Origin of the sequence: Desulfurobacterium pacificum, from assembly GCF_900182835.1 — a bacterium.
In the GTDB taxonomy this organism is placed as follows: domain Bacteria; phylum Aquificota; class Aquificia; order Desulfurobacteriales; family Desulfurobacteriaceae; genus Desulfurobacterium_B; species Desulfurobacterium_B pacificum.
Genome location: NZ_FXUB01000001.1, coordinates 691,160 through 715,877, shown reverse-complemented (window position 1 = coordinate 715,877; position 24,718 = coordinate 691,160). Strand labels below are relative to the sequence as shown.

The window sequence follows — 24,718 nt, the reverse complement described above, 5'->3', positions numbered from 1 at the left end:
TGTAGCTATAGAAGAAGGGTTAAGATTTGCTATTCGTGAAGGTGGAAGGACGGTAGGTGCTGGAGTAGTTACAGAAATTCTTGATTAATAAGGGGTAAGGTGATGGCGCAGGATCGCATAAGAATAAAATTAACGGCTTATGACCATAGATTACTTGATAGGTCTGTTCAGGAAATAATTGAAACTGTTAAAAGGACTGGTGCTATCGTCGCCGGTCCTATTCCTTTACCTACGAAACGCTCAGTGTGGAGCGTGATTAGGTCTCCTCACAAGTATAAGTACTCTCAGGAACAGTTTGAAATTAGAAGACACAGAAGGTTACTTGACATCAAGAATCCAAAACCGCAAACCGTGGAAGCTTTAATGGATCTCAAGCTTCCCGCCGGTGTAGATGTAGAGATAAAGCTTGACTAATTAAAGAGGTGTAAGGATGAAAGGGATCCTCGGTAGAAAAGTTGGAATGACACAAATTTTTACAGAAGATGGCAAGGCTATAGCTGTTACTGTTATTGAAGCAGGACCTTGCACGGTTGTTCAGAAAAGAACTCCTGAAAAGGATGGATACGCAGCTCTTCAACTTGGTTTTATGGAAAAGAACAAAGCCGAGCACAAGTTTCCCAAGCCTCTCTTGGGACACTTCAAGAAAGCAGGGATAAAGCCTACAAGGTGGCTTAAAGAGGTAAAGTTTGACAACGTAGATGAGTACAACGTTGGGGACAAGATAACTGTAGAAATATTCCAGCCTGGTGAGAAGGTTGATGTAACGGGTAAATCCAAAGGTAGAGGTTTTGCAGGTTATCATAAGCGCCACGGCTTCGGCGGTGGTAGAAGGTCTCACGGTTCAGACTTCCACGAAGGTCCTGGTTCCATCGGTGCCTGTGCTGACCCGGGAAGAGTTCACAAAGGTAAAAGGATGGCAGGTCATTACGGAAACGAAACTGTTACCGTGAAGAATCTTGAAATTGTTGACGTTATCCCCGAGAAGAACCTTATCCTTATTAAAGGAGCGGTTCCAGGACATAAAGGTGGACTTGTAATAGTCAAAGGAAAGTAAGGGGTGAAAAATGGAGATTAAGGTAGTAAATGCACAGAATCAGGAAGTTGGAAGCGTTCAAATAAGAGATGAAATAGCTAACGCTCCTATAAAGCAGCACGCTGTATGGGAAACTGTAAAGTGGCAGCTTGCTAAAAGAAGGAGAGGAACTCACTCCACTAAAACTCGTGGTGAAGTTAGAGGTGGTGGAAGAAAGCCATGGCCTCAAAAACATACTGGTAGAGCAAGGCAAGGTTCTATCCGTGCACCTCAGTGGGTAGGTGGTGGAGTAGTTCACGGTCCAAAGCCGAGGGACTACTACTATCCTCTTCCTAAAAAGGTGAGGAAGGTTGCTCTTAAGAGCGTTATCGCAGGAAGATTGCAGGAAGGTAACGTTATCGTAGTTGAAGATTTCTCCTTTGAAAAGCCAAAAACCAAGCAAGCTGTGGAGTTTTTAAAGAACCTTGGACTTGAGAATGAAAAGGTTCTCTTGGTAGTTCCAGCTGATTTGGATGAGAACACATATCTTTCCTTTAGAAACCTTCCAAACGTGAAGATTTTGGCTATTGAAGGACTAAACGTTTACGATATTCTCTGCTACGACAAATGCGTGTTCTTTAAGTCTACTCTACCTAAATTAGAGGAGAGGTTGTCATGAAAACTCCTTATGATATAATCCTCCGCCCTATCGTTACGGAGAAAAGTGTTAGATTAGCTAACTTGGAAGTGAAGAGTTCCAAAACTAAGGAACCTAAGAAGATAACGAAGATTACCTTTGAGGTGGCTATAGACGCTACAAAGCCGGAGATTAAAGAGGCGGTGGAAAAGATATTTGACGTAAAAGTAGAAAAAGTTAACACCATGATAGTTAAAGGTAAGAGAAAAGGTGTAAGGTTTTTCAGAGGTAAAAAGAAAGACTGGAAGAAAGCTGTCGTAACTTTGAAGCCTGGTTACGAAATTGACCTTGAGAAACTCTAAGTTAAGGAGTAGAAGAAATGGGAATTAAAAGATTTAAACCATACACTCCATCAAGGCGTTTTATGACCGTTTCCGACTTTGCAGAGATTACTAAGACCGAGCCTGAAAAATCTCTTACTGTTGGTTTTGTTAGAGGAACGGGTAGAAACAATCAAGGAAGAATTACCTGCCGTCATAAAGGTGGTGGTCATAAGCGCCGTTACAGAATTATTGATTTCAGAAGAGATAAGATAGGCGTGCCAGCAAAAGTGGCTGCTATTGAGTATGACCCAAACAGGTCTGCAAGGATTGCCCTTCTTGTTTACGCTGATGGAGAGAAAAGATATATTCTCTGGCCCGAAGGTCTTAAGGTCGGGGATACTGTAGTGGCAGGACCAGATGCGGAAATTAAAGTTGGTAATGCTTTACCTTTAAGACATATTCCTGTAGGTACTATCGTTCACAACGTTGAGTTAAAGCCGGGTAAGGGCGGTCAGCTTGCCAGAGCAGCTGGTTCTTTTGCACAGCTAATGGGTAAAGTTGGCGATTACGCACAGCTCAGACTTCCTTCTGGTGAACTACGTCTCGTTCATCTTGATTGCATGGCTACAGTAGGTCAGGTAGGAAACCTTGACCACGAAAATATCGTTTTAGGAAAAGCAGGACGTTCCAGATGGCTCGGTATTAGACCGACTGTTCGTGGAACTGCTATGAACCCTGTTGACCACCCACATGGTGGTGGTGAAGGTAGAACGTTCGGTAAGCATCCTGTTACTCCTTGGGGTCAGCCAACTAAGGGTTATAAGACAAGACGTGCTAAGAAGTATTCCGATAAATTCATCATTAAACGTCGTAATCAGAAGTAGGAGGTTTAAATGGGACGTTCACTAAAAAAGGGTCCCTACGTGAACCCTAAAATACTGAAGAAAGTTCGCAAAATGAACGAAACTGGTGAAAAGAAGGTTATTAAAGTGTGGGATAGAGCCTGTACTATAGTTCCTGAGTTTATAGGTCATACATTTGCCGTGTACAACGGGCAGAAGTTTATCCCTGTTTACGTTACTGAACAGATGGTCGGTCACAGATTGGGAGAGTTCTCTCTTACGCGTACTTTTAGAGGACATGCCGGACAGAAGCAAAAAGTTGCCAAGAAGAAGTAAGGAGAGGTAGAAGATGGCAGTTGAGCAAAGAGACTACTATAAAGAAGGCGAAAGAGGTTTTGCTACTCCGGAAGAGGCAAGGGCTATCTGGAGAAGAGCGAGAATGTCTGCTTCTAAGGTTAGACTTGTAGTTGACCTTATTAGAGGTAAGCAGGTTGATACAGCCCTTGCTATATTGCAGAATACTCCTAAAAAATCTGCAAGAATGGTGGAAAAAGTTCTTAAGAGTGCAATTGCAAATGCGGAGCAAAAGGGTCTTGACCCTGAAGAATTGATTGTTAAAAGGGCCTATGTTGATGAAGGTCCTACAATGAAAAGGGTCCGTCCAAGAGCTATGGGTAGAGCTAACATAAGGCGCAGGAGAACCTGCCACATTACTGTTGTGGTAGGTAAACCTGAAGCTAAAAAGTAATTACGGAGGTAAACCTTGGGACAGAAAGTTCATCCGATAGGTTTTAGACTTGGTATCACTAAAGATTGGGAATCTAAGTGGGTTGTTAAGGAGAAGGGTAAGTACGTTAACTTTCTCCACGAAGATTTAAAAATTAGGGACCTTATAAAGAAGAAGTACTATCACGCTGGTATTGCAAGAATTGATATTGAAAGAACGCTTGACAGAATTAATATCAGAATTTGGGCTGCGCGTCCCGGACTTCTTATTGCGAGGAAGGGAGCTGAGGTTAAGGCTTTGAGAAAGTTCTTAGAAGACCTCACAGGAAAGAGCGTTTACATTAACATTGAAGAGGTTAAGTATCCGCAGCTTAACGCACAACTTGTGGCAGAAAACGTTGCTCAACAGCTAGAGCGCCGTGTGGCGTTCAGGCGTGCCATGAAAAGGGTAATTGCTGATGCCATGAAAGCAGGTGCTAAGGGTATTAAGGTAATGTGTGCCGGAAGACTCGGTGGTGCCGATATGGCACGTAAGGAATGGTACCGTGAGGGAAGGGTACCGTTGCAAACAATTCGTGCAGACATAGATTATGGCACTGCAATTGCTAAAACCAAGTATGGTGTTATCGGTGTAAAGGTTTGGATTTACAAAGGTGATGTTTACAAGGATGAAACTGAAGAGCTTCTCAAGAAGATTGAAAAAGAAGTAAAACAAGAGATGGCGAGAGGTGAATAACCATGTTAATGCCAAAGAGAACGAAGTATAGAAAGCAGCAAAGGGGAAGATTAAAGGGTAAGTCTTACAGAGGAAACAGGCTTGCTTTTGGTGATTATGGTATTCAAGCCCTTGAGCCTCACTACGTTACTACCAACCAAATAGAGGCTGCAAGAGTTGCTATGACAAGAACTATGAAAAGAGGTGGTAAGGTTTGGATTAGAATCTTTCCGGATAAACCTTACACCAAAAAACCTCTTGAAACTCGTATGGGTAAAGGTAAGGGTAATGTAGAAACTTGGGTAGCTAAAGTTTTACCTGGAAGAATTATGTTTGAAATTGCTGGTGTCCCTGAAGACGTTGCTATGGAAGCTTTAAGGCTTGCTATACATAAACTTCCTATGAAATGTCGTATCGTCAAGAGAGAAGAAACTCCAGCAGGCGAGGAGTAAAAGATGAAAAAGCTGACAGAAGAATTGAGACAAAAATCAACTGATGAACTTAAGAAGATGGTTGTTGAGCTGAAGGAAAAACTTCTCAAGTTGAGATTTAAGAACGCTTTTGGTCAGCTTGACAACCCCATGGAGATAAGAAAAACCAGAAGACAGATTGCAAGAATTCTTACTATCCTCAGGGAACGTGGCGTTAAGCTTTAATGGAGGAAAAGATGGCTGAAGTTAGAATCAATAGAAGAAAAGTTAGAGTAGGGGTTGTTGTAAGCGATAAGATGGATAAGACTGTAGTTGTGAGAGTTACAAGGGAATTCCGTCACCCTGTTTACGGTAAAAGAGTGAAGTTTTCTAAGAAGTATATGGCTCACGATGAGAACAATCAGTGCCAGGTTGGTGATGTGGTTAAGATTATGGAGACTCGTCCTCTTTCTAAACGTAAGAGATGGAGAGTAGTTGAGATTGTTGAGAAAGCCAAAAAACTTGGCGGAGAAACTGAAGAGTAAATACTCTTTTGAAGGAGTGGAAAGATGATTCAGGTTCAAACATACTTAACAGTTGCTGATAACACTGGAGCAAAGCGTGTCCAGTGTATCAGAGTTTTAGGCGGTTCAAACAGAAAGTACGCTTCTTTAGGTGACCAAATTGTTGTCACGGTTAAAGATGCTATTCCTAACGCAACAGCTAAAAAGGGAGAAGTTTACAGAGCTGTTGTTGTTAGGACGAAAAAGGAAGTTAGACGTCCTGATGGAACTTACATCAAGTTTGATGACAATGCATGTGTTCTTCTTAATAAACAGGGAGAACCTTTGGGAACTCGTATTTTAGGTCCTGTTGCAAGAGAAGCGAGACAGAAAGGTTATACGAAGATAGCCTCTCTTGCTCCGGAAGTTATTTAATTGTGGGAGGAACTAATGGCTAAGAAGAAGTTCAAAATAAAAGCTGGTGATAAGGTTGTTGTTATCGCCGGGAAGGATAAAGGAAAAGTAGGAAAAGTTCTTAAAGTCCTTCCCGAAGAAGAAAGAGTTATCGTTGAAGGTGTAAGGATTGTTAAAAAGCACCTTCGCCCCAGTGCGAAGTATCCGGAAGGTGGCATTATTGAAAAAGAAGCTCCTATCCATATAAGCAACGTTATGCTCGTTGACCCTAAAACTGGGGAACCTACAAGGATTGGTATAAAGTTTGTTGATGGTAAAAAAGTTCGTTATGCCAAGAAGTCTGGTGAAATTATTGACGAAATCAGTAAACCACAAAAGGCGGGTCGGTAATCCGCTTAAGTAAGGAGGTATTATGGCTGAAAAGTATGTACCGAGATTGAAGCAAAAGTATAAAGAGGAAGTAATTCCTGCTCTTATGAAGAAATTTGGTTACAAGAACGTAATGGAAGTTCCGAGATTAGAGAAGATTGTTGTTAACATGGGAGTTGGAGAAGCTGTCCAGAATATCAAGGCTCTTGAAAACGCTATGGAAGATTTGGCTCTTATTACAGGACAGAAGCCTTCCGTTAGGAGGGCGAAAAGGTCTGAAGCTGGATTTAAGCTTCGTAAGGGAATGCCTATTGGTGCCAAAGTTACTTTAAGAAAGGATAGAATGTGGGATTTCCTTGACAGGCTCATATCAATTGCTCTTCCGAGAGTTAGAGACTTTAAAGGGCTTTCTCCTAAATCTTTTGACGGTAGAGGAAACTACAACTTTGGACTTGAAGAGCAGACCGTTTTCCCCGAAATTGATTACGACAAAGTAGATAAGATTAGAGGTATGAATATTACTATCGTAACAACTGCTGAAACAGATGAGGAAGCTAAAGCTTTATTAGAACTTTTAGGCTTCCCATTCAGGAAATAAACAGGAGGAGTTATGGCAAGGAAAGCGTTAATCGTTAAAGCTCAGAAAGAACCGAAATTTAAGGTTAGAAAGTATAATAGATGTCCTCTTTGCGGACGTCCTCGCGGTTTTATAAGAGAGTTTGGCATGTGCAGATTGTGTTTTAGAACACTTGCTCTTCAGGGGAAAATCCCCGGCATCAAAAAAGCAAGCTGGTAAAAATTTTAGGAGAGAGGTAAGCAAGTCATGATGATGGATACAGTAGCAGATTTCCTTACCAGGATAAGGAACGCTAACTTGGTTTACCACGAGTATGTAGATGCTCCGTATTCCAAAGTTAACGAAGCGATAGCCAAAATCCTAAAAGAGGAAGGATTTATTAAAGACTACGAGGTAATTGAAGAGCCTTTTAAGAAGGCTAAAGACCCTAACAACAAGAAGAAGCTTATTCGCGTTCATCTCAAGTACGGTCCTAATAGAGAAAGAGTAATCAACGAAATTAAGAGAGTTTCTAAGCCTGGTAGAAGAATTTACGTTGGAAAGGATGAAATTCCTCTTGTAAAAGCAGGACTTGGAGTAGCTATTCTTTCTACCAACAAAGGTATTATCCCTGGTTATAAAGCCAGGAAGATGGGCGTTGGTGGAGAAGTTCTTTGCTACGTATGGTAAAACCATTGAAGGAGTGGAAAGATGTCAAGAATTGGAAGGTTGCCAGTTGAGATACCGCAAGGAGTAACTGTTGAAGTTAAACCTGGAAACCACGTAATAGTTAAAGGTCCTAAGGGACAGCTTGAATACACGTTTAACCCTAAACTCACTATTAAAGTTGAAGATAACAAAGTTATCGTTGAAAGGCCTAACGATGAGAAGCAAATGAGAGCTTTGCACGGAACAACGAGGGCTTTAATTAACAACATGGTTATTGGAGTTTCTAAAGGATTTGAGAAAGTTCTTGAAGTAAAGGGTCTTGGTTATAGAGCCTTCGTTAAAGGCGATACTCTTGAGCTTCACCTTGGTTTTTCCCATCCTGTTCTCTACAAGATACCTGAAGGTATTCAGATTGAAGTTGATAGGGATAACAACATCTTCGTTCGCGGTATAGATAAGCAAAAAGTTGGACAGGTAGCTGCTGAAATTCGTTCCTTCAGACCACCTGAGCCTTACAAGGGTAAAGGTATCAGATACAGAGGCGAGAGAATCATTCTCAAAGCTGGTAAGTCTGCTAAGAAGTAACACTAAATAAGGAGAGTGAAGATGGCAAAGTTAACAAGGCGTGAAAGGATAGCTAAAAAACATAGAAGGGTGAGAAAGAAAGTTTTCGGCACACCGGAAAGACCGAGATTAGCTGTTTATAAAAGCCTTAAGCACATATACGCTCAGATAATAGATGATGTAAACGGAGTAACTTTAGTAGCTGCTTCAACTTTGGATAAGGAGTTAAGACCGAAGCTTGCTGAACTTACAAAGACGGAAGAAGCTCGTGAAGTAGGAAAGCTCATAGCTCAGAGAGCTTTAGAAAAAGGCATTAAAAAGGTAGTATTTGACCGTGGTGGTTTCATCTACCACGGCAGAATTAAAGCGCTTGCCGAAGGGGCAAGAGAAGGTGGACTTGAATTTTAAAGGAGGTATTGATGGCTGAGAGAGTAAAACCTGAAGGACTTGAATTAAAAGAAAGACTTGTTCATATTAACAGAAACGCGAAGGTCGTTACTGGCGGTAGGAAGTTTAGCTTTACAGCTTTTGTTGTTGTAGGTGACGGAAAAGGCGTTGTCGGTTTCGGTAGAGGAAAGGCTGCTGAAGTACCAGATGCTATAAGAAAAGCTGTTGAAGATGCAAAGAAGAACTTAATGAAAGTTCCTGTTGTTGACGGAACTATTCCTTTTGAGATTGAAGCCAAGTTTGGTGGTTCGAAAGTTATAATGAGACCAGCTGCTCCTGGTACCGGAGTTATCGCTTCAGCTCCTGTTCGTGCCGTTCTTGAGTCTGCCGGTGTAACCGACGTTTTGACAAAGGTTATCGGTTCAACAAACCCTCATACTGTTGTTAGAGCGGTTTTAAAAGGACTTGAGCAACTTAAGACTCCTGAAGAGTTTGCAAGGCTCCGCGGCGTTCCAGTAGAAGAATTACGCAAGCGCTGGAAGTTACCTGGTAGAAGGATTACTAAGGAAGGTGAAATTATCAGGAGGTAATAATGGCTAAGGTTAAGATAACTCTCGTAAGAGGTTTGGCAGGTAAGAGCAAGAGAAAAAAAGCCACATTGGCTGCTCTTGGTCTTCACAAAAGAGGTGCTGTAACTGTAAAAGAACTCAACCCTGCTATTGAAGGTATGATAGATAAAGTTAGAGAACTCATAAAAGTTGAACCTGTGGAGGAGTAAGATGGGATTGGAATTACATAATCTAAAACCAAATCCTGGAGCAGTTAGAGAGAAGAAGAGGCTTGGTAGAGGTCACGGTTCCGGACACGGTAAAACCTCTGGTAGAGGTCAAAAAGGACAAACGGCAAGGTCTGGCTGGAAAGGTGGAACAAGACCTGGTTTTGAAGGTGGACAGACACCTTTATATATGAGATTTCCTAAGAGAGGTTTCTCTAACGCTCCATTTAAGAAGGAGTATGCCATAGTTAACGTAAAGGATTTAAACGATAGGTTTGAAGAAGGGGCTGTTATTACTCCTGAAGTTTTAGAGGAAGTAGGATTGGTTAAGAAAAATCTTCCTGTGAAAATTTTAGGAGACGGTGAAGTTACAAAGAAGTTTACCGTTAAGGCTCATAAGTTTTCTGCTTCAGCTAAGGAGAAGATTGAAGCTGCTGGCGGTGTTTGTGAGGAGATAGCTTAAGGAGCTAAACAATGAACCTTTCTAAGATAATTCTTAACGTTAAAGAAGTTCCGGAATTAAAGAAACGTTTTATCTTCACTATGCTGCTCCTGGCTGTTTACAGGCTGGGAGCGCACATTCCTACTCCTGGTATCAACGTTCAGGCACTTTCCGAGTTCTTTCAGCAGGCACAGGGAACAGTTTTAGGATTTATGGACGTTTTCTCTGGTGGTGCATTAAGTAGGTTGACCATTTTTGCTTTAGGAGTTATGCCTTATATCAGTGCTGCAATCATAATGCAGGTTCTTACTGTTGCTTTTCCCTCTTTAGAAAAATTGGCTAAAGAGGAAGGAGAGTACGGACGTAAAAAGATTAACCAGTATACTCGCTATGGAGCGGTTCTTTTAGCTTTTATTCAATCTTTGGGTATAGCCATAGGTTTAAAAGGAATGACCAGCCCGTCAGGATTACCAGTAGTCCCTGACTATGGTTTTACGTTCATATTTGTTTGTGTTTCCTGTTTAACGGCTGGTGCTACTTTCCTTATGTGGCTTGGAGAGAAGATTACAGCTAAAGGTATCGGTAACGGAATGTCCATTCTGATTTTTGCAGGTATAGTCTCAAGGATACCCAATGCTGTTATTGCCCTGTTTACAGAGTTGAAGAACGGAGATATCTCTCTGTTTAAAGTGATAGGTATAACCGTTATTATTTTAGCAATGATAGCGGCAATTGTGTATATTCAGGAAGCGGAAAGGAGAGTGCCCCTTCACTATGCAAGAAGAACTGCTGGTTCTCAGGCTTTAGGAAGTTACTCAAGTTACCTTCCTATAAAGTTGAACCCTGCCGGCGTTATACCTATCATTTTTGCTGCTTCTGTTTTAATGTTCCCGGCGACTATTGCACGGTTTGTCCATAATCCCATTGCTCAGGCTATTTACGATTTTCTACAACCGGGTTCTACTGCATACTTGGTTATTTATGCAATTTTGATTTTCTTCTTTACCTACTTTTACACTGCTATCATCTTTAATCCTGAAGATATAGCGGAGAACTTAAATAAAGCAGGTGGTTTTATTCCTGGAGTTAGAGCAGGAACAGATACAGCTAAATATTTAGATAGAATAGTTTCCAGGTTGACTTTTGCTGGTGCTGTTTTCTTAACGCTTGTTGCGGTTATTCCTATCATAATAACTCGTCAAATGCAGTTACCTTTTTATTTTGGTGGAACAGCCATTCTGATTGTTGTAGGTGTTGCTCTTGATACGTTAAGGAGAATGGAAGCGTATGCGCTTTCGTTTTCTTATGAAGGATTTTTGGGCAGAAGGAGAAGAGGAAAGCTTCGCGCTGGTTTGGGAGGTATAAGATGATAAGAGTGGTATTTTTAGGTCCTCCAGGTGCTGGAAAGGGTACTCAGGCGGTGAGAATAGCAGAGAAGTATAACGTTCCCCATATATCAACCGGTGATATTTTAAGAGCAGCAGTAAAAGAAGGAACAGAATTGGGGAAAATAGCTAAAGAGTATATGGATAAAGGTGAACTTGTCCCCGATGAAATTATTATTGGAATAATAAAAGATAGGCTTTCTCAAGAAGACGTAAAAGAAAATGGATTTATTCTTGACGGTTTTCCGAGGACTTTGCCTCAAGCTGAAGCTTTAGACAAGATGCTTGAAGAGTTGGGAATGCCTTTGGATAAGGTTATCTATCTTAACGTTGACGACGAGGAGATAGTAAAAAGGTTGTTAGCTCGCGGTAGGGCTGACGATACTGAGGATGTAATAAGAAATCGCTTAAAGGTTTACAGAGAGCAGACATCTCCGTTGATAGATTACTATACCAAGAAAGGATTGTTAGTTGAGATAAACGGCGTTGGTGATATTGATGAGATAACAAAGAAGATTGAGGAGAATTTGGGATTAAATGGTTAAGACGTTAAAGAAAAATAAGCATGGGATTATTCTAAAATCTCCTGAGGAGATAGCCGCTTTAAGAACAGCAGCGGCTACTACTATGGAAATTCTCCTAAGAGTTGCAGAGCAGGTTGCTCCTGGAATAACAGCTTTGGATATAGATAAACTTACCCGTAGTTATTGCAAAGAGTATGGAGTTAAACCTGCCTTTTTGGGATACGGTGGATTTCCCGGTGCTATCTGTGTTTCGGTTAATGAAGAAGTAGTACATGGATTGCCGACTAAAAAGAAGGTTTTTAAAGAAGGTGACATAGTTAGTCTTGATTTTGGAGCTGTTGTTAATGGTTGGATAGGTGATGTAGCTGTAACAGTTCCTGTAGGAAAGATAAGTGAAACTGCCCAGAAGCTTATTGATGTAACGAGGGAAGCCCTATATAAAGGTATTGAAGCAGCAAAGGCTGGTGGGAAACTTATAGATATATCCAGAACAATTCAGAAGTTTGTGGAATCTCATGGTTTTAACGTTACAAGAGGGTATGCTGGTCACGGCATAGGTCGTTCTCTTCATGAAGAGCCTCAGATAACGAATTACGTTTATAGAGGTTATCCGGATATTACTTTAGAGCCTGGTATGACGTTTGCCATTGAGCCTATGGTAAATGAAGGAACAGGTAAAGTAAAGGTAAAAAGAGATAAATGGACTGTCGTGACTAAAGATGGGAAGTTATCTGCTCACTTTGAACACGATGTTGCTATTACTGAAGAAGGGACTATAATTATGTCCGCAATTTAAAAAGAACGTTTTACGGAGTTGTATTTATGGCTAAAGAAAAAGGAATACAGGTTGAAGGTAAAGTAGTAGAAGCACTTCCCAACGCCTATTTTAAGGTTGAGCTTGATAACGGTCATCAGGTTCTGGCTCACGCTTCAGGGAAAATGAGGGTTCATTTTATTAGAATTTTGCCAGGCGACCGTGTGGTCGTTGAGCTAAGTCCTTACGACTTGACGAGAGGAAGAATAGTATTTAGGAAAGGCTAACCGTCCCTTTATATACCGCGGCTGAAGGCACACGAAAAAACGTTTAGAGAGGTAACAGATGAAGGTAAGACCATCTGTGAAGAAGATTTGTCCAAAGTGCAAAATTATCAAGAGGAAAGGTGTTGTAAGAGTTATTTGTGAAAACCCAAAGCACAAACAAAGACAGGGTAAATAAGGAGGAAAGAGGTGGCAAGGATAGCAGGAGTAGATATTCCTGATAACAAAAAGGTTCCTTACTCTTTGGCTTACATTTACGGTATTGGTATTAAGTCCGGTTTTAAGATTTGCGAAAAAGCCGGTATTGACCCTGAAAAAAGGGTTAAAGACCTTACGGAAGAAGAGATAGCCAAAATAAGGAAAATTATAGAAACTGAGTACAAGGTTGAGGGTGACCTCAGGAAAGAAATTGCTATGAATATCAAAAGACTTATTGAAATTGGATGTTATAGAGGAGTACGCCACAGACTTGGACTTCCTGTGAGAGGTCAGAGAACGAGAACGAACGCAAGAACGCGTAAAGGTCCGAGGAAGACTGTTGCTGGTAAGAAAAAAGCACCTAAGAAGTAATTATTAGGAGGTAATTAATGGCAAGAGCCAGAAAAGGTTCCAAAAAGAAGCAGAAAAGAACGGTTGGTTTTGCGATAGCACACATCCAGACGACTTTTAACAATACTATTGTTACCTTTACAGATAAGGAAGGAAATACTCTCTGCTGGGAAAGCGGCGGTACTGTGGGCTTTAAGGGAACGAGAAAGAGTACACCTTACGCTGCACAGCTTGCTGCTACAAAGGCTGCAGAGAGAGCCATGAAAGAGTTTGGAGTTAAAGACGTAGAGATAAGAATTAAGGGTAACGGTGGTGGTAGAGAAACAGCCATAAAAGCTATTGCTGCTACAGGACTTAACGTGAAAGCTATTAAGGACGTTACTCCTATTCCTCACGATGGCTGTAGACCACCAAAAAGAAGAAGAGTGTAATGGAGGTAGTAAATGGGAAGATATACAGGTCCTAAGTGGCGTATTGCAAGGCGTCTTGGCGTTAACATATACGTTGGTGAAGAAAAGTCACAAAAAGGTAAGGCGATTACCGATAGAAGACCTTATCCTCCTGGGCAGCACGGTCGTTCTCGTAGAAAGATTTCCTACTACGCCCGTCAGCTTATGGAGAAGCAGAAAGTTAAGTATTACTACGGCGTAAGGGAAAGGCAGTTTAGACGTTTCTACGAAATGGCTGAGCGCATGAGAGGACAGACAGGTGAAAACCTGTTGAAACTTCTTGAAAGTAGACTTGATAACGTGGTTTACAGGCTTGGTTTTGGTAAGTCTCACCGCCATGCCCGTCAGCTTGTTGTTCACGGTCACATTTTGGTTAACGGGCAGAAAGTTGATAGACCTTCTTATCTTGTAAAGCCTGGAGATGTGATTGAAGTAAAGGAAAAGAGTAGAGATATTCCTCAAATTAAGGAAGGTATTGAACTTGCTCAGAGGAGAGGTATTCCATCCTGGCTTGAACTTGACGCTGAAAACTTTAAAGGAGTTGTCAAGGCAGAACCTACAAGGGATGAAGTAGAGATTCCTGTTCAAGAACACCTAATCGTTGAGCTTTACTCCAAGTAATAGCTAACTGTAAATTGGAGGAAATAATGGTTGAGTTTATAACTCCTGAGAAGTTCGTCTGGGAGGAACATTCCAATACCTACGGTAGATTCGTAGTTGAACCTCTTGAGAAGGGCTACGGAACTACCATCGGTAACGCTCTCAGGAGAGTTCTTCTCTCTTCTATTGAAGGGGCAGCTCCTACTGCGGTAAAGTTTGAGGGTGCTTACCACGAATTTACCACTCTTCCTGGCGTTGTGGAAGATGTAACAGAGATAGTTATTAATCTCAAGCAGTTAAGGTTTGTTCTTCATGGAGAAGGTCCTGTGTTTATTGAGTTGAAAAAGAAAGGACCAGGAAAGGTTTACGCTAAAGATTTTGAACTTCCATCTCAAGTTGAACTTTTAACGCCCGATATTGAGATAGCTACTCTTGACAATGAGAATTCAGAGATAGAGATACATCTCAGGATAGACAAAGGGAAGGGTTTTGTCCTTTCTGAAGATATTCAGGAGATTTTTGATATCTCTACAATAGGCTGGATACCTTTAGATGCAGACTTTTCTCCTATAAAAAAGGTTGCCTTTAAGGTAGAGGATACGAGGGTTGGAAGAAGAACCGACTATAACAAACTTACTATGGAAATCTGGACCGACGGCAGTATTTCTCCGAAAGATGCTGTTGTTAGGGCATCTAACATACTTATAGAACACTTCTCTACTATTAGAGATAAATTGGTTGAGGCTATATTTGCTACAGTTCAGGTTGAAGAAGCGAAAGAGGAAGAAAAACCAGAAGTTTATTCTCAAACGCTTGAAGAAGCTGGACTTAAAGGGAGAGCGCTTAAAGTGCTTATGGATAACGGTATAGAGACCGTAGGGGACCTTCTCAAGCTTACCAAGAAAGAGCTTGAAAGCATGAAGGGTCTTGGTAAGAAATCTCTTGCAGAGATAGAGAAATTCTTAGCTTCTCTCGGATTTGAGCTTGGAGGTGGGAAAGAATGAGACATAGAGTGAAAGGAAAGAAGTTAGGAAGACCTACTGAACATAGAATGTTGATGCTTAGAAACTTGGTTACAGACCTTATGGAGCATGGGAAGGTAGTTACTACTGTTGCAAGGGCTAAGGAGCTCAGGAGGCTTGCAGATAAGGTAATAACTAAGGGTAAGCAGGAAGATAAGGTAAAAGCGATAAGAGAAGTGTTAAGAATTGTTACGAGAAAGGACGTTGCTTACAAAGTTGTTAACGAAATAGCGCCAAGGTATAAAAACAGAAACGGTGGATATACGAGGTTCTTCCACTACGATTACAGAAAGGGTGATGCTGCTCCTACAGCTATCGTTATGTTGGTTGAGGAAAAAGAGGAAGCTGCTGAATAATTATTGAGAATGTATGTAGGAATTAAAGCCCCCGTTTGGGGGCTTTTTATTTTTAGCTGTTTTTTACGGGGACTTCTATCTCTATTTTTTCTCTGTCTGTATCCCCTTCAGATATATTGATTGTTACTCCTGAGGCGTCTATGAAAGGGAAATCCTTTAATGCGTTGAGTATGGCATCTTTTACTGCATTAATGGCGTTTGGAGGTAGACCAGCTCTATCGTACTTTAGGATTAGTTGAAGTCTTTGCCTTGCAACTTCCTTTGCTGGTGGCTTCCCGAAAGCTTCTTTTAATCTATCCATAAACCCCATTCTTTAATCTCCCCCGAAGAGTTTCTTCAATTTGTTAAAGAATCCTTCTCCTTCTGCTTTCAGTTCAAGGAAGGGAACTTCTTTGCCCAAAAGTCTTTCAGCTATATTTCTTAGGGCTTTTCCTGCTATTGAAGTTTCGGATAAGACGGCAGGTTCTCCTCTGTTTATGTATGAAACCATATCTTTATCTTCTGGAACAATACCTATAAGTTCAAGTCCTAATATTTGAACGACGTCTTCTGCATCTAACATGTCTCCTTTTTCTACTTTTTTGGGGTCAAGCCTGTTTACTATTAACTTGGGTTCCGGTTTTCCCATTGCACTGCAAAGACCGGTTACTCTGTCTGCGTCTCTTATTGACGCCATTTCTGGGTTTGCAACTACTATTACTGTGTCTGCAGGCGTGACTGCTGTTTTAAATCCTTCTTCTATACCTGCCGGGGAATCTATAAATATGAAGTCAAATTTGTCCCTTAAAGCTTCGACGATTGCAACTAAGTCTTCAGGTTTGACTGCGCTTTTATCTTTTGTTTGAGCTGCTGGAAGCAGGTAAAGATTTTTCGTTCTTTTATCTTTTACCAGCGCTTTTTCAACGGGGCAGACCCCTTCTATAACGTGGACGATGTCGTAAACTATTCTGTTTTCAAGTCCTAATATAAGGTCAAGGTTTCTCAAACCGATATCTGCGTCTATTGCAACTACTTTATAACCTTTTGCTGCTAAAGCTGTCGCTAAGTTTCCTGTTACTGTACTTTTGCCAACTCCTCCCTTTCCTGATGTAATGCAGATTACTTTATCAGCCATTTTTCCCCTTCCTATCTTTGTAGTAGTTTATACTTTGCTGATTTCCTTTAACTTTTGCTTTAAAGTTTAGATATTTTTCTTTTCTATCAAAGGTAAATTCCTTACCGCAGATTTCCAGCCTGGGCGCTTGGAAAAATAGGGCTTTAACCTCTCCCTCAGTTTTTCCTATTCCAGCTTTTACTGTCCCCCTCAGGTCACCCATAACGTAAACGTTTCCTCCTGCTTCTACCTCCGCCCCCGGATTTACATTTCCCATTATAACAATATCACCTGATGATGATATTTTATCACCTGAACGTAATGTTTTTCTGATGAATTTAATTTCTTCTGTTGGGGAACGCTCTTTGAGTTTTTCCAATTCCATACTGGACATATCGCAGGGAATTCCTTTCTTTATGCAGAGTTCTCTGTTTTCTTTTTTGTTTGTTTTAAACCCGCAAAATGTGATTTCTTCAGTTTGCTTGAGGAAGTTTATTAGGGAGTCAAGTTCTGCTTCGGTTAAAACGTAGTCTTCTATTGAAATTACAAATCTGCTTCCTTTGAGGAGTTGTTTTTTCTCTGATATGAACTGTTTTATTCTTTCTACATTGAAATTGATGTTATCTGCTATGAGCTCTATTGCTATTACGTTTGTTCCTCTAAGCTTGAATTCCATCCTTTAATCCAATACGATTTTTGTAATTCTACCATTAAGGAGCGATTCATGAAGTTTTTGTGTGCTTCTAAAGGGGGAGATATTGTTTTGTTCGGTATTCCTTTTGATTCTACAACTTGCTTTAGACCGGGGGCGCGCTTTGCTCCTGATGGTATAAGGTTTTTTTCGGAGAATTTAGAGGATTATAGCCCCGAGCTTGATAAGAGTCTTGAAGACCTTGATTTCGTTGATGCAGGTAACGTTGAGTGCGGCGTTACTGTTGAGGGTATGGTTGAGTCTGTTACGGCTTTTATGAAGGACGTTAAGTATCCGGTTATGCTTGGGGGAGAGCATTCCGTTACCTATCCTGTTGTGAAATCTTTAGTTGAAAGGTATGGAGAGCTTTGTGTTGTTCAGTTTGATGCGCATGCTGATTTGAGAGATGAGTATTTGGGGACGAAGTTTTCTCATGCTTGCGTTATGAGAAGGATTTTGGAGCTTGGGTGTAAGTTGATTCAGGTGGGGATAAGGAGCGGAACTAAGGAGGAATTTGAGCTTATGAGAAGTTGTGAAAGGATTACTTACCTTAAAACTCCTAAAGAGCTTGCTGACGTGTTGATAAATGAAAGATTACCTGTTTATTTTACTGTTGATATTGACTTTTTTGACCCTGCTTTTGCGCCTGGAACGGGGACGCCGGAGGTGGGGGGATTTTCTCCGCTTGAATTCTTTGAAGCTATTTATAAATTACCTGCCGTAAAGTTTGTTGGTTTTGATGTTGTAGAAGTTTCTCCTCCTTACGACCCTTCTGGAATTACGCAAGCTTTGGCTGCTAAGGTTGTTAGAGAGCTTATTCTGAAATTTTGGGGGTAAAGATGCTTTGGTTTACGGAATATTACAGCGGTGAAGGTATGGAGCTTCAAGGAACGGGACTGACGTTTAAAGTTACAGAGGCTTTTTCTTTTAGAACTCCTTTTCAGGAAGTATTGGTTTTAAATACTGTGGATTTTGGGAAGATGTTGGTGTTGGATGGTGCAGTTCAGACTACGGAGAGAGATGAATTTATATATCACGAAATGATAGTTCATCCTGCGTTTTTTACGATGAACTCTTCTCCTGAAAAAGTGTTGATTATAGGTGGAGGAGATGGTGGGACTGTTAGAGAAGCCTTGAAGCATGGAGTTAAGCAGATTGATATGGTGGAGATAGACAGGGAAGTTGTAGAAGTTGCAAAGAAGGAGTTTCCTTCTATAGCTAATAAACTTGAAGATGAGAGGGTTAATTTAATTTTTGACGATGGCAGGGAGTTTGTTAAGGGTAAGGAAAACGAATATGATGCCATAATTGTTGATTGTTCTGACCCTATAGGACCTTCAAAAGTTTTGTATGAGGAAGAATTTTATAGAGATTGTTTGAAAGCTTTGAAAGAAAACGGAGTTTTCGTTACTCAATCTGAATCGCCTTTTGCACAGAGGAAAGTTCATAAACAGGTTGTTAATGAATTGAGAAAAGTTTTTGAAGTTGTAAGACCTTACCTTGCATTTATCCCTACATACCCTTCTGGTATGTGGAGCTTTACGTTTGCTTCTAATTCTTTAGACCCACTGGGAGTTAACCCAGGAGCTTTAGGAGAGGCTTACGGGAAGTTTGTTAAGGAGAACGGGAAATTAAAGTATTACAATCCTGAAATCCATTATGGCGCTTTTGCGATACCAAACTTTGTATATGAGGAGGAGTAAAAATGGAGATACTTGAGCAGATTGCAAGAGAGGCAGAGAAGAACACGCAAGTTCCTGCCTATCCAAGAAGCGTTGAGAAGGTGATTGCAGCGGTAATGTCGTCTTCCGATTTTTGGAAGATTGTTGACCTTTCTGATGAGCCACTTCCGTTGGTAGCGGAAATTTTAAAGCTCCTTAATAAGCATGACCTTGTGGCTTTTGAAGGTGACCAGATTCTCCTTACAGAAGCTGGAGCAGAACTTGCTCGTAAAGCCAAGATAGAAGCTTTTGCTTCTCACGTTTGTCCAAGATGTAAAGGTAGAGGGGTAGTAATTGACAATTTAAGAGAAGCTTACGAAAAGTTTTTGAAAATTCAAGAAGAGAGACCGCCAGCTATTCACCAGTTTGACCAAGGTTACGTTACGCCTGAAAACACCTTTGCAAGAGTTGCTTTAGCCGATAGTAGAGGAGATTTAAGAGGCAAGAAGGTTGTTGTTTTAGGTGATGATGACCTTATGAGTATTGCCCTTGCACTTTCTGGACTTCCAGCTAAGGTTACGATTCTTGAGATTGATGAAAGACTTGTAAACTTCATTAAAGAGGTTTCCGATAAGTATAACCTTGGAATTGATGCAAGAGTTCACGATTTGAGACAGCCTTTACCAGAAGATGTTGTAGGTGCTTACGATACCTTCTTCACTGACCCTCCTGAAACGGTAGAAGCTATAAAGGCTTTTGTAGGTAGAGGCGTTGCTACGTTAAAGGCTGAAAGGTGTGCAGGTTACTTTGGCGTGACGAGAAGGGAATCTTCTCTTGATAAGTGGAGAAAAATTCAGAAGGTTCTCCTTGATATGGGACTCGTGATTACAGACTTGATTCACAACTTCAACGAATACGTTAACTGGGATTACTACGAAGAGATGAGAGGCTGGCAGCTTACACCTGTTAAGAAAGCGCCTGAAGATATCTGGTATAGGTCAACACAGTTTAGAGTTGAAACTGTTAGAGGATTTAAAGGGTTTAACGAGCCTATAGTTGGCGATATTTACAACGATGCAGAAAGTTCAACTACTTAAATTTGCGCCCCGCTTGGCGGGGCTTTTATTAAAGTGTTATTGCTGTTTCGGTTATATCCTTGTTGGTTTCTGTGGTAAAAAAGGCTATTGCAGCTAAAATCCACCCAATCCAGATGAGTATTCCCCCTAAAAGAATTATCATTGCTATACTTCCCCAGAATATTAAGTTCCCCGCCCATCCAAATAGGTCGTTGTTAGTGATTTTGCTTATAGAGTCAAAAGCCTTTTTAAAGAGTAGTCCGGAAATTACAGCAGTTATATAAAACACTAAAAGAGCTACTGAAATGCCTACTATAGCGCCAAGCCCTAAGGCAGTATCTTTGTCTATGTTTGAAAGTGAAGCAAAAGGGATGAACGTTGATACTGCAGCTACTATGGCTATTATCATCCCTGCTATATTTATGATGAAACCGGTTAAGAAGTTGCGAAATATGTTTTCATCTTTGTATTGGTTGGATATCTGCTTTACGGCTATCAGTAGCGAGATAAAACCTACTAAGCTAAAAAGTAAGCCAATGTAGGGGATTATTCCCAAGACTAATAATATAGAACCTATTCCCCCCAATATTTTGGTTTTTTCATCCATTAGATTCCTCCCCTTCTTCGTCTTTCATTAGCTTGTATTTTAGCGCATCAACTAAAGCGAGCCATGAGGCTTCTATGATGTTCGGTGATACTCCTACAGTTCCCCACTTTTTCTTGCCGTCGGTTGATTCTATAAGGACTCTCGGCGATGCTTCTGTTCCTGCTGCTTCGTTGAGAATGCGCACCTTATAGTCTGTAAGTTTTACTTCTTTTATTGATGGATAAAACTTTTCTAAAGCTTTACGCAGGGCTTTATCCAAAGCTTCAACGGGACCTCTGCCTTCTGCAGCTGTGTGTTCTACTCTTTCTTCTATGTTCCTTTCTTTTGCAACATCTTCCGGTATTTCAACCTTTATTGTTGCTTCTGCGTAGGCTTCTTCGTTTTCGGAGCGTTTTTCGGTTAGAACGCGGAAACCTTTTAGTTCAAAGTATTTTTTCGTTAGTCCCATAGTTTCTTTTAAGAGAAGTTCAAATGAAGCTTCTGCTCCTTCAAAGTGGTAGCCTTTTGCTTCCAATTCTTTGATGCGGGAGAGGATTTTCTTAACTTCTGGAGCGTCTTTTGAAAGTTCTATTCCTAATTCTCTTGCTTTGCTTATTACGTTGCTTCTTCCTGAAAGTTCTGAAATCATAATTTTTCTTCTGTTGCCTACCTTTTCGGGTTCTATGTGTTCGTACATCTTTGGATTTTTCTCAACTGCCGAAACGTGAACGCCTGCTTTATGGGCAAAGGCGTTATCGCCGACGTATGGCAAATTAACAGGATGAGGTCTGTTAGAGAGTTCGGATACAAGTCTTGAAACTTCGTATAGTTTTTTGAGTTTTTCTTCGGGGATTGTCTTTATCCCCATTTTTAAGACTAAGTTTGGAATTATGGAGCAGAGGTTGGCGTTTCCGGTTCTTTCTCCCAGACCGTTTATTGTTCCTTGAACCTGAATTGCTCCTTTTTTTACAGCTATAAGAGAATTAACCACTGCCATATCTGCATCGTTGTGGGCGTGTATACCTAAAGGTGTGTTTACTTCTTTTAAAACGTTGTCTATTATCTCTTCTGTTTCGTACCAGAGCGTTCCGCCGTTTGTATCGCATAGAACCAAACAGTCAGCACCTGCTTCTTCTGCTGCTTTTAACGTTTTTATTGCGTATTCTGGGTTTGATTTGTATCCGTCAAAGAAGTGTTCTGCATCAAAAAATACTTCGTCAAAATAGTTCTTCAGATATTTAATCGTTTCAAAAATCAGCTCTAAGTTTTCTTCTAACGTGATGTTTAGACCTTCTGTTGCGTGTAAATCCCAAGATTTGCCGAATATCGTCACTGCCGGAACTTCTGTTTTTATTAATTGCTGGATGTTAGGGTCTTCTTCTACTTTTATCTTTTTCCTTTTTGTTGAAGAAAACGCAACAATTTTGGAATTTTTGAGGTTTAGTTTTTTAACCTTATCAAAGTAGGCTAAATCTTTGGGATTAGAGCCAGGCCAGCCGCCTTCTATGTAGTGAATTCCTAAATCATCAAGGGCTTGGGTGATTCTCAGTTTATCCTCTAAAGAGAATGAAACTCCTCTTGTCTGAGCGCCATCTCTTAATGTTGTATCGTAGATGTAAACCATTTTTGAAACCTCTTTACTTTGCTTCTTTTCCGCGGTAGAAAACAATGAAACCGGTTACGAAAACGAAAGATAGAAATATTAAGAACATTAAGAGATTAGCGATTATTTTTTCATTCATTTTTTATCTCCTCGGTTAAGTTAATCATGTAACGCCAGAGTAATACTAAAGATATTGATAACCAAATTGACAGTCCAGCTCCTAATATGTTCCACAGAGTTACTTTTCCGTGTATTAGCGAGGCGAATGAAGCACCACCTACGATTATCATCAGAGTAAATAAACTTTTAAAAATTTCCTTATATATTCCTATCTGTTCCTTAATTCTGTCACTCATTTTTATCCAATCCAAACGCTTCGTGGAGAACTCTTACCGCTAACTCAGTGAACTTTTCATCAACGATGCAGGATATCTTAATTTCGGAAGTGGATATCATTATTATATTTATGCCGTATTTAGCCAGCGTGTCAAACACCTTTCCGGCAACGCCTGCGTGACTTCTCATTCCTAATCCAACTATGGAAACTTTTGCTATGCGGTCGTCTCTTATTACGCCTTTTGCCCCTATTTCTTCGGCTACCTTTCTTGTGATTTTTTCGGCTTTTGGAGCGTCGTTCTTCTCAACGGTAAAGGAGATATCGGTGTATCCGTCAACGGAAACGTTTTGAACTATCATGTCAACAGGAATGTTAGCTTCTGCTAAGGCATCAAAGAGCTTGGCTGCAATTCCCGGTTTATCTGGAACTCTTTCAACAGTTATTCTCGCTTCATTCTTATTGTGAGCTATGCCTCTGACAACTACTCTTTCCATAGTCTCGTCTTCCTCCTTAATCAGGGTTCCCTCATCGCTTGTAAAGGTGCATCTGACTCTTAACGGCACCTTATACTTCATTGCAAATTCAACGGACCTGATTTGAAGCACTTTGGCGCCTAAAGATGCGAGTTCTAACATTTCTTCATAAGAAAGAACGTCTATTTTTCTTGCTTCGGGGACGATTCGCGGGTCTGCCGTGTAAACACCGTCAACGTCGGTATAGATGTCACACCTGTCGGCGTTGAGAGCAGCCGCTAAGGCAACAGCTGAAGTGTCTGAACCGCCCCTTCCTAAAGTTGTTATGTCGCCGCTTTCTGTAATGCCCTGAAAACCTGTGATTACAACGATTTTGCCTTGCTTCAAGTAGTTTTTTATCCTGTCTGTATCTATTGAAAGTATTCTTGCCTTTGTGAAGGCGTCGTCCGTTTTTATACCTGCCTGCCAGCCTGTTAACGATACTGCGCTGTGTCCCATGTGGTTTAAGGTTATTGAAAGGAGACCAGCCGATACCTGTTCGCCGGTTGAGACGACAAAGTCCATATCTCTTTCGTTGGGTTCTGCGGTTATCTCTTTGACTAAATTGATGAGTCTATCGGTTTCTCCCGCCATTGCGGAGACTACTACAACTACGTCGTTGCCCTTTTCTTTCTCTTCCAAAACTCTTGTTGCAACGTGTTTTATCCTTTCAATTGAACCCATAGATGTTCCGCCGAATTTTTGAACTACAAGAGCCATTAAACTGCCTCCCTGAAATCTGTTAACTGGTAATTTTATGTTTGTGATGGGTAAAAGTAAATCCTTTTAACTCTGGGACTGATGTCGCACATGAGTTCGTAGGAAATTGTTCCTGCTACTTTTGCTGTTTCTTCAAATGTGATTTTTTCGCCGAATATCGTTACCGTATCTCCTTTTTTCGCCGTTTTTGAGGAAACTATCGTCATGTCCATGCAGACTCTTCCGCGAACGGGACACTTTTCATCGTTTATGAGGACGTATCCTTTGTTTGAGAAACTCCGCAAATATCCGTCTGCATAGCCGAAGGAGATTACGGCTACTTTTTCTTTCTGTTTTGTTTTGTATGTTGCAGAGTAGGAGACGGGGAAGTTTGCCGGGAGTTCTTTGGTTGTTATGACTTTCGCTTTTACTTCCATTACCTGCTTTAGCTCTGCCGGGTAATTTTCGTAAGGTTTTGTGCCGTATAGTGCTATGCCGACGCGGGAGTGGGTGAGGATTTTGTTGAGTTTAAAAGGTATGGCAGAGGAATTGTCTGCGTGGATGGTAAGGTTCTTGAAGTTGAGGCTTTTGAGTTTTTGAAAGAACGAGAGAAACTCTTTAAATTGATACTCAGTGAAATTTTTGTCTTCATCTGCACAGCAGAAGTGGGTCATAATTCCTTTGAGGTTTGTTCCTTTTAGTTCTTCTAAAAGTTTGTTCCACTGATTTTCTAAAAATCCAAGGCGTCCCATTCCGGTGTCTATTTTGATGTGGAAGGGGATTTTCAGCTCTTTTGCTAATTTCAGGTCTTCAAAGTCAAAAATTACGGGAACAGCATTGAGTTCTTTGATTTTATCCAAACCTTCAGATAGAGGAGAAGCCATTACTAAAATATCTCTTGCGATTCCAATGTTTCTTAATTCTTCGGCTTCGTCAAAAGTTGCTACTGCAAATGCGGATACGTCGGTGTGCTTTGCCAGCGTTTGCGCGACTTCTTTTATGCCGTGACCGTAGGCGTTTGCTTTAACTACGGCGATTATTTTTTTCCCGGCTGACAAATTTTTTATTTGCTTGTAGTTTTCTACTAGTCTGTCTAAATGAATTTCTGCCCAGCGGAGCACCGGTTTCTCCTTTAAATGGGAATACGAAATTCTACATCAAGGTAGTAGGTATAATTAGGTTGCGAAAAAGAT

42 protein-coding genes are annotated in these 24,718 nt (G+C 40.8%); 35 read left to right on the top strand and 7 right to left on the bottom strand.

What is annotated here, in order from left to right; translation table 11 throughout:
• The 32 genes from QOL23_RS03660 to rplQ form a co-directional block, all read left to right on the top strand.
• On the top strand, positions 1-88 hold an 88-nt coding region (locus QOL23_RS03660; protein ID WP_283400239.1), incomplete at its 5' end, for an EF-Tu C-terminal domain-related protein.
• 14 nt (positions 89-102) lie between these two features.
• Positions 103-414, top strand: a complete 312-nt coding sequence (gene rpsJ / locus QOL23_RS03655) for a 30S ribosomal protein S10 (protein WP_283400228.1) — start codon at positions 103-105, stop codon at positions 412-414.
• A 16-nt stretch (positions 415-430) separates the two neighbouring features.
• Positions 431-1,054: a 50S ribosomal protein L3 gene (gene rplC / locus QOL23_RS03650; protein WP_283400227.1), complete on the top strand. Its 624-nt coding sequence runs from the start codon at positions 431-433 to the stop codon at positions 1,052-1,054.
• A 10-nt stretch (positions 1,055-1,064) separates the two neighbouring features.
• Positions 1,065-1,691: a 50S ribosomal protein L4 gene (gene rplD / locus QOL23_RS03645; RefSeq protein ID WP_283400226.1), complete on the top strand. Its 627-nt coding sequence runs from the start codon at positions 1,065-1,067 to the stop codon at positions 1,689-1,691.
• On the top strand, positions 1,688-2,011 hold the full coding sequence (gene rplW, locus QOL23_RS03640) for a 50S ribosomal protein L23 (RefSeq protein WP_283400225.1): 324 nt from the start codon (positions 1,688-1,690) through the stop codon (positions 2,009-2,011). The genes rplD and rplW overlap by 4 nt, the downstream gene beginning before the upstream one ends.
• 17 nt (positions 2,012-2,028) lie before the next feature.
• Positions 2,029-2,856, top strand: coding sequence for a 50S ribosomal protein L2 (gene rplB, locus QOL23_RS03635; protein ID WP_283400224.1), 828 nt, complete (start codon positions 2,029-2,031; stop codon positions 2,854-2,856).
• A gap of 9 nt (positions 2,857-2,865) precedes the next feature.
• Positions 2,866-3,150 carry a 30S ribosomal protein S19 gene (gene rpsS / locus QOL23_RS03630; RefSeq protein ID WP_283400223.1) on the top strand — a complete coding sequence of 95 codons (285 nt, stop codon included), beginning with the start codon at positions 2,866-2,868 and terminating at the stop codon, positions 3,148-3,150.
• A gap of 13 nt (positions 3,151-3,163) precedes the next feature.
• On the top strand, positions 3,164-3,562 hold the full coding sequence (gene rplV / locus QOL23_RS03625) for a 50S ribosomal protein L22 (protein ID WP_283400222.1): 399 nt from the start codon (positions 3,164-3,166) through the stop codon (positions 3,560-3,562).
• A gap of 15 nt (positions 3,563-3,577) precedes the next feature.
• Positions 3,578-4,276 carry a 30S ribosomal protein S3 gene (rpsC, locus tag QOL23_RS03620; protein WP_283400221.1) on the top strand — a complete coding sequence of 233 codons (699 nt, stop codon included), beginning with the start codon at positions 3,578-3,580 and terminating at the stop codon, positions 4,274-4,276.
• 2 nt (positions 4,277-4,278) lie between these two features.
• Positions 4,279-4,707 carry a 50S ribosomal protein L16 gene (gene rplP / locus QOL23_RS03615; protein ID WP_283400220.1) on the top strand — a complete coding sequence of 143 codons (429 nt, stop codon included), beginning with the start codon at positions 4,279-4,281 and terminating at the stop codon, positions 4,705-4,707.
• Between the two features lie 3 nt (positions 4,708-4,710).
• The gene (rpmC, locus tag QOL23_RS03610; RefSeq protein ID WP_283400219.1) at positions 4,711-4,911 is read left to right on the top strand and encodes a 50S ribosomal protein L29; all 201 of its coding nucleotides are present in this window, start codon (positions 4,711-4,713) and stop codon (positions 4,909-4,911) included.
• An 11-nt stretch (positions 4,912-4,922) separates the two neighbouring features.
• Complete coding sequence (gene rpsQ, locus QOL23_RS03605) at positions 4,923-5,210, top strand: 30S ribosomal protein S17 (RefSeq protein ID WP_283400218.1); 288 nt, start codon at positions 4,923-4,925, stop codon at positions 5,208-5,210.
• A 24-nt stretch (positions 5,211-5,234) separates the two neighbouring features.
• A complete protein-coding gene (gene rplN, locus QOL23_RS03600) occupies positions 5,235-5,603 on the top strand; it encodes a 50S ribosomal protein L14 (RefSeq protein ID WP_283400217.1) in 369 nt (122 codons plus the stop codon).
• A 15-nt stretch (positions 5,604-5,618) separates the two neighbouring features.
• The gene (gene rplX, locus QOL23_RS03595) at positions 5,619-5,972 is read left to right on the top strand and encodes a 50S ribosomal protein L24 (RefSeq protein WP_283400216.1); all 354 of its coding nucleotides are present in this window, start codon (positions 5,619-5,621) and stop codon (positions 5,970-5,972) included.
• A gap of 22 nt (positions 5,973-5,994) precedes the next feature.
• A complete protein-coding gene (gene rplE, locus QOL23_RS03590; protein ID WP_283400215.1) occupies positions 5,995-6,549 on the top strand; it encodes a 50S ribosomal protein L5 in 555 nt (184 codons plus the stop codon).
• A 12-nt stretch (positions 6,550-6,561) separates the two neighbouring features.
• Entirely contained in the window at positions 6,562-6,747 is a 186-nt protein-coding gene (locus tag QOL23_RS03585) for a type Z 30S ribosomal protein S14 (protein ID WP_283400214.1), read from the top strand.
• 27 nt (positions 6,748-6,774) lie between these two features.
• On the top strand, positions 6,775-7,197 hold the full coding sequence (gene rpsH, locus QOL23_RS03580; RefSeq protein WP_283400213.1) for a 30S ribosomal protein S8: 423 nt from the start codon (positions 6,775-6,777) through the stop codon (positions 7,195-7,197).
• A 21-nt stretch (positions 7,198-7,218) separates the two neighbouring features.
• Positions 7,219-7,761, top strand: coding sequence for a 50S ribosomal protein L6 (rplF, locus tag QOL23_RS03575; protein ID WP_283400212.1), 543 nt, complete (start codon positions 7,219-7,221; stop codon positions 7,759-7,761).
• Between the two features lie 21 nt (positions 7,762-7,782).
• Complete coding sequence (rplR, locus tag QOL23_RS03570; RefSeq protein ID WP_283400211.1) at positions 7,783-8,148, top strand: 50S ribosomal protein L18; 366 nt, start codon at positions 7,783-7,785, stop codon at positions 8,146-8,148.
• An 11-nt stretch (positions 8,149-8,159) separates the two neighbouring features.
• Positions 8,160-8,717 (top strand): 30S ribosomal protein S5, encoded by a 558-nt coding sequence (rpsE, locus tag QOL23_RS03565; RefSeq protein WP_283400210.1) that lies wholly within the window; start codon positions 8,160-8,162, stop codon positions 8,715-8,717.
• 2 nt (positions 8,718-8,719) lie between these two features.
• Positions 8,720-8,905 carry a 50S ribosomal protein L30 gene (gene rpmD / locus QOL23_RS03560; RefSeq protein WP_283400209.1) on the top strand — a complete coding sequence of 62 codons (186 nt, stop codon included), beginning with the start codon at positions 8,720-8,722 and terminating at the stop codon, positions 8,903-8,905.
• A 7-nt stretch (positions 8,906-8,912) separates the two neighbouring features.
• Positions 8,913-9,365, top strand: a complete 453-nt coding sequence (gene rplO / locus QOL23_RS03555) for a 50S ribosomal protein L15 (RefSeq protein WP_283400238.1) — start codon at positions 8,913-8,915, stop codon at positions 9,363-9,365.
• 11 nt (positions 9,366-9,376) lie between these two features.
• On the top strand, positions 9,377-10,714 hold the full coding sequence (gene secY / locus QOL23_RS03550; protein WP_283400208.1) for a preprotein translocase subunit SecY: 1,338 nt from the start codon (positions 9,377-9,379) through the stop codon (positions 10,712-10,714).
• Positions 10,711-11,274, top strand: a complete 564-nt coding sequence (locus tag QOL23_RS03545) for an adenylate kinase (protein ID WP_283400207.1) — start codon at positions 10,711-10,713, stop codon at positions 11,272-11,274. Before secY ends, QOL23_RS03545 begins: the two co-directional genes overlap by 4 nt.
• Positions 11,267-12,049: a type I methionyl aminopeptidase gene (gene map, locus QOL23_RS03540; protein WP_283400206.1), complete on the top strand. Its 783-nt coding sequence runs from the start codon at positions 11,267-11,269 to the stop codon at positions 12,047-12,049. The genes QOL23_RS03545 and map overlap by 8 nt, the downstream gene beginning before the upstream one ends.
• Positions 12,050-12,075: 26 nt before the next feature.
• Positions 12,076-12,294 (top strand): translation initiation factor IF-1, encoded by a 219-nt coding sequence (gene infA / locus QOL23_RS03535; protein ID WP_283400205.1) that lies wholly within the window; start codon positions 12,076-12,078, stop codon positions 12,292-12,294.
• Between the two features lie 58 nt (positions 12,295-12,352).
• Positions 12,353-12,469 carry a 50S ribosomal protein L36 gene (gene rpmJ / locus QOL23_RS03530; RefSeq protein WP_013637834.1) on the top strand — a complete coding sequence of 39 codons (117 nt, stop codon included), beginning with the start codon at positions 12,353-12,355 and terminating at the stop codon, positions 12,467-12,469.
• A gap of 11 nt (positions 12,470-12,480) precedes the next feature.
• Positions 12,481-12,861: a 30S ribosomal protein S13 gene (rpsM, locus tag QOL23_RS03525; protein WP_283400204.1), complete on the top strand. Its 381-nt coding sequence runs from the start codon at positions 12,481-12,483 to the stop codon at positions 12,859-12,861.
• A 17-nt stretch (positions 12,862-12,878) separates the two neighbouring features.
• A complete protein-coding gene (gene rpsK / locus QOL23_RS03520) occupies positions 12,879-13,271 on the top strand; it encodes a 30S ribosomal protein S11 (RefSeq protein ID WP_283400203.1) in 393 nt (130 codons plus the stop codon).
• A 12-nt stretch (positions 13,272-13,283) separates the two neighbouring features.
• Positions 13,284-13,910 (top strand): 30S ribosomal protein S4, encoded by a 627-nt coding sequence (gene rpsD, locus QOL23_RS03515; RefSeq protein ID WP_283400202.1) that lies wholly within the window; start codon positions 13,284-13,286, stop codon positions 13,908-13,910.
• A 26-nt stretch (positions 13,911-13,936) separates the two neighbouring features.
• Positions 13,937-14,893: a DNA-directed RNA polymerase subunit alpha gene (locus tag QOL23_RS03510; protein WP_283400201.1), complete on the top strand. Its 957-nt coding sequence runs from the start codon at positions 13,937-13,939 to the stop codon at positions 14,891-14,893.
• Positions 14,890-15,267 (top strand): 50S ribosomal protein L17, encoded by a 378-nt coding sequence (gene rplQ / locus QOL23_RS03505; protein WP_283400200.1) that lies wholly within the window; start codon positions 14,890-14,892, stop codon positions 15,265-15,267. The genes QOL23_RS03510 and rplQ overlap by 4 nt, the downstream gene beginning before the upstream one ends.
• A 52-nt stretch (positions 15,268-15,319) precedes the next feature.
• Here the strand turns inward: rplQ and QOL23_RS03500 are convergent, their stop codons facing one another.
• From QOL23_RS03500 to QOL23_RS03490, 3 genes are read right to left on the bottom strand one after another with little or no spacing between them, the layout of a single operon-like run.
• Complete coding sequence (locus QOL23_RS03500) at positions 15,320-15,577, bottom strand: cell division topological specificity factor MinE (RefSeq protein WP_283400199.1); 258 nt, start codon at positions 15,575-15,577, stop codon at positions 15,320-15,322.
• A gap of 3 nt (positions 15,578-15,580) precedes the next feature.
• Positions 15,581-16,381 (bottom strand): septum site-determining protein MinD, encoded by an 801-nt coding sequence (minD, locus tag QOL23_RS03495; RefSeq protein WP_283400198.1) that lies wholly within the window; start codon positions 16,379-16,381, stop codon positions 15,581-15,583.
• Complete coding sequence (locus tag QOL23_RS03490; protein ID WP_283400197.1) at positions 16,374-17,036, bottom strand: septum site-determining protein MinC; 663 nt, start codon at positions 17,034-17,036, stop codon at positions 16,374-16,376. Before QOL23_RS03490 ends, minD begins: the two co-directional genes overlap by 8 nt.
• 48 nt (positions 17,037-17,084) lie before the next feature.
• On the opposite strand from QOL23_RS03490, the gene speB reads away from it, so the two are divergent.
• Genes speB through QOL23_RS03475 form a run of 3 tightly spaced genes read left to right on the top strand, consistent with a single transcriptional unit; the run spans position 17,085 to position 19,809 of the window.
• On the top strand, positions 17,085-17,888 hold the full coding sequence (speB, locus tag QOL23_RS03485; protein WP_283400196.1) for an agmatinase: 804 nt from the start codon (positions 17,085-17,087) through the stop codon (positions 17,886-17,888).
• A gap of 2 nt (positions 17,889-17,890) precedes the next feature.
• Positions 17,891-18,754, top strand: a complete 864-nt coding sequence (gene speE, locus QOL23_RS03480; protein ID WP_283400195.1) for a polyamine aminopropyltransferase — start codon at positions 17,891-17,893, stop codon at positions 18,752-18,754.
• Between the two features lie 2 nt (positions 18,755-18,756).
• Positions 18,757-19,809, top strand: a complete 1,053-nt coding sequence (locus QOL23_RS03475; protein WP_283400194.1) for a bis-aminopropyl spermidine synthase family protein — start codon at positions 18,757-18,759, stop codon at positions 19,807-19,809.
• Positions 19,810-19,837: 28 nt separating this feature from the next.
• Here QOL23_RS03475 and QOL23_RS03470 read toward each other — a convergent pair whose 3' ends face one another.
• The 4 genes from QOL23_RS03470 to alr form a co-directional block, all read right to left on the bottom strand.
• On the bottom strand, positions 19,838-20,395 hold the full coding sequence (locus QOL23_RS03470; RefSeq protein ID WP_283400193.1) for a DUF996 domain-containing protein: 558 nt from the start codon (positions 20,393-20,395) through the stop codon (positions 19,838-19,840).
• Positions 20,388-21,998 carry a citramalate synthase gene (cimA, locus tag QOL23_RS03465; RefSeq protein ID WP_283400192.1) on the bottom strand — a complete coding sequence of 537 codons (1,611 nt, stop codon included), beginning with the start codon at positions 21,996-21,998 and terminating at the stop codon, positions 20,388-20,390. Before cimA ends, QOL23_RS03470 begins: the two co-directional genes overlap by 8 nt.
• Before the next feature lie 327 nt (positions 21,999-22,325).
• On the bottom strand, positions 22,326-23,546 hold the full coding sequence (locus QOL23_RS03460; RefSeq protein ID WP_283400191.1) for an aspartate kinase: 1,221 nt from the start codon (positions 23,544-23,546) through the stop codon (positions 22,326-22,328).
• Positions 23,547-23,581: 35 nt separating this feature from the next.
• On the bottom strand, positions 23,582-24,646 hold the full coding sequence (gene alr, locus QOL23_RS03455; RefSeq protein ID WP_283400190.1) for an alanine racemase: 1,065 nt from the start codon (positions 24,644-24,646) through the stop codon (positions 23,582-23,584).
• Positions 24,647-24,718: the final 72 nt, after the last annotated feature.